We start from the raw sequence: 2,667 nt of genomic DNA on the forward strand, positions 1-2,667 counted from the left end.
ACCGCTGTGCCCAGCCGGGCCGCGGTCTCCGCCAGCTCCCGCACCTCCGCCTCGCACGCCTCGCAGAGCGCCATGTGCTCCTCGAACACGGCCCGTTCCGCCGGCGGCAACGCGTGGAGGACGTACGCCCCGGTGGCGGTGTGCGTGGAGTGCGGCGCATCGGGCGCGTGCCTCCGACCGGCCCCGGTCACGTCCCCACCCCCAGGCAGTCCCGCAGCCGGATCAGCCCGTCGCGCAGCCGCGTCTTGACCGTCCCCAGTGGCAGCGACAGCAGCCCGGCGACCTCCCGGTACGTCAGCCCGCGGTAGTACGCCAGCGTCACCGCCTCCCGCTGCAACTCCGTGAGCATCCGCAGGCACCGGCGTACCTGCACCCGCTCAAGCCGCCCCTCCACCTGCTCGCTCACCTCGTCGAACGCCGGAGTCCTGGCCAGCAGCGCCGCCTTCTGCTCCCGGTCTGCCGCGGCCTGCGCCGAGCGCACCCGGTCCACCGCCCGCCGGTGCGCGAGCGTGAGCACCCAACTGCGCGCGCTGCCGCGCTCCGGCCGGAACCGGGCCGCGGTGCGCCACACCTCGACCATCACGTCCTGCACCACCTCCTCGGACTGCGCCGGATCGCGGACCACGGAGCGCACCAGCCCCAGGACGGGCCCGCTCAGCGCGTCGTACACGTCGCTGAACGCCTCGCGGTCGCCCCGCGCGACCCGGGACAACAGCTCTTCCGCGGTGCTCTCGCCGGGGTCGGGCGACGACGGCACCCCGGCTGCGTCGGTTGATCGCACGGGACTCCTTCGGCAGCGTGCTCACTTGCTCATCTGCTCACGTACGCACCGCGTCATGTGCTCACTTCGGCATCAGGACGGTGTCCACGATGTAGACGGTGGCGTTCGCCGTGGGCACGTTGCCGCAGACGACCTTCGAGGAGTCGTTGACGGTGTAGTCCTCGCCGGACCCGGCGGTGGTCAGCTCGCTCTTCTGCAGCGTGGGGTACGTGCCGTCCCGGAGCTGCTCGGGCGTGAGCTTCCGGCCCACCACGTGGTACGTGAGGATCTCGGTGAGCTTCTCCTTGTCGGCCAGCACGGCGTCCAGGTCCTCCTCGGGGAGCGCGGCGAAGGCGTCGTTGGTGGGTGCGAAGACGGTGATGTCCTGCGCGCTGTTGAGGGTGTCCACGAGGCCGGCCTTCTTGACGGCGGTGACGAGGGTCGACAGCTCCGGGTTGTTCGACGCGGCGGTGGCCACCGGGTCCTGGGCCATGCCGTCGAAGCTGCCGGCGCCGTCCTGGGGCACGGCCGCGCAGGCGGGCCCGAAGGGCCCGGAGGACCCGGCGGGGCTCTCGGCGGCGTCGTCGGCCGCGTCCTTGCCCGGCGCGGACTCCTCGGACTGCTCGGACTCCTTGGACTGCTCGGACCGGGAAGCGCTGTCGTCGCCGCTGTCGCCGTCGTCGCCGCAGGCGGCGAGGGACAGCGGGAGTACGGCGGCGGTGAGGGCGACGGCGACGCGGCGGGTGCGGGTGCGGGTGGTGCGGGTGAGAGCGCGCATGGCGGATCTCTCTCCTTGAGGGTGGGAACGGTCGGTCGGTGGTCGTGGGGTGCGTACGGCCGGGTCAGTCGACGACGTCGACCACCACCGAGTGGCGGCCGGTGGCACCGTCGGGCAGGACCGGCGCGCGGGCGGCGGTCTGGACGTCGCCGCCGCGGTCGGTGGCGCGCACCTGGAGGGTGTGGGAGCCGGGCTCCGCGTCCCACGTCCACACCCACTGGCGCCACGTGTCGACGCTGTCCTGGGCCGCCAGCCGGGCCCGCTGCCACGGGCCGCCGTCGACCCGGACCTCGACGCCTCCGACGCCGCGGTGCTGCGCCCACGCGACACCGGCGACCGGCACCGGGCCGGCCTCGACGGTGGCCAGGGGGCGGGGGGTGTCGATACGGGACTGGGTCTTGATCGGCGCGCGGGCGGCCCAGTCGCGCCGGACCCAGTACGGGTCGTAGGCGTCGAAGGTGGTCAGCTCCAGCTCGGTCAGCCACTTGCAGGCGGAGACGTAGCCGTAGAGGCCGGGCACCAGCATGCGTACGGGGAAGCCGTGGTCGAAGGGCAGCGGCTCGCCGTTCATGCCCAGCGCGAGCATGGCGTCGCGGCCGTCCATGACGGTCTCGACGGGGGTGCCGATGGTCATGCCCTCCACGGAGCGGGCGACGAGCTGGTCGGCGGGGCCGCCGCGCGACGGCGGCCGGACGCCCGCCTCGCGCAGGAGGGGGGCCAGGGGGACGCCGATCCAGCGGGCGTTGCCGACGTACGAGCCGCCGACCTCGTTGGAGACGCAGGTGAGGGTGACGTGCCGTTCGATCAGGTCGCGGCGGAGCAGGTCGGCGAAGCGGAGGGAGAGTTCGCGGGGGACGCCGTCGCCGTGGATGCGCAGGCGCCAGGACGCGGCGTCGACCCGGGGGACGACGAGGGCGGTGTCGACGCGGTAGAAGTCGCCGCTGGGCGTGAGGAACGGGGGGACGCCGTCGATGCCGAGGTCGGCGCCGCGCGGTACGGGCGGCGCGGCGGACGCGGGCGCGGGCAGCCGGAGCCGGTCCCGCGACGCCACCGCCTCGGCGGCCCGCCCGGCGCCCAACTCCCGCCCGAGCACCCAGGCCCCGCCGGAGGCGGCAGCGGCGGCGGAGGC

At 74.7% G+C, this 2,667-nt stretch carries 4 protein-coding genes; all 4 read right to left on the reverse strand.

Translation table 11 applies throughout. The annotated features are described in order from the left end of the window. Window positions 1–191 (reverse strand): zf-HC2 domain-containing protein (locus H5J30_RS26280; protein ID WP_181789821.1); only part of this gene is annotated, 191 nt, incomplete at its 3' end. Continuing rightward, entirely contained in the window at window positions 188–757 is a 570-nt protein-coding gene (locus H5J30_RS26285; protein ID WP_181789824.1) for a sigma-70 family RNA polymerase sigma factor, read from the reverse strand. The genes H5J30_RS26285 and H5J30_RS26280, both read right to left, overlap by 4 nt. 85 nt (window positions 758–842) lie before the next feature. Continuing rightward, the gene (locus H5J30_RS26290) at window positions 843–1,538 is read right to left on the reverse strand and encodes a fasciclin domain-containing protein (protein WP_181789822.1); all 696 of its coding nucleotides are present in this window, start codon (window positions 1,536–1,538) and stop codon (window positions 843–845) included. Window positions 1,539–1,602: 64 nt separating this feature from the next. Then, window positions 1,603–2,667, reverse strand: a 1,065-nt coding sequence (locus H5J30_RS26295; RefSeq protein ID WP_181789823.1) for a molybdopterin-dependent oxidoreductase, incomplete at its 5' end; no start/stop codon positions are given.

Source organism: Streptomyces phytophilus, from assembly GCF_013870535.1.
GTDB lineage: Bacteria > Actinomycetota > Actinomycetes > Streptomycetales > Streptomycetaceae > Streptomyces > Streptomyces phytophilus.

Excerpts from the sequence above, each read along its gene's own strand:
- H5J30_RS26290 (WP_181789822.1), bottom strand. The coding sequence starts at position 1,538 with ATGCGCGCTCTCACCCGCACCACCCGCACCCGCACCCGCCGCGTCGCC.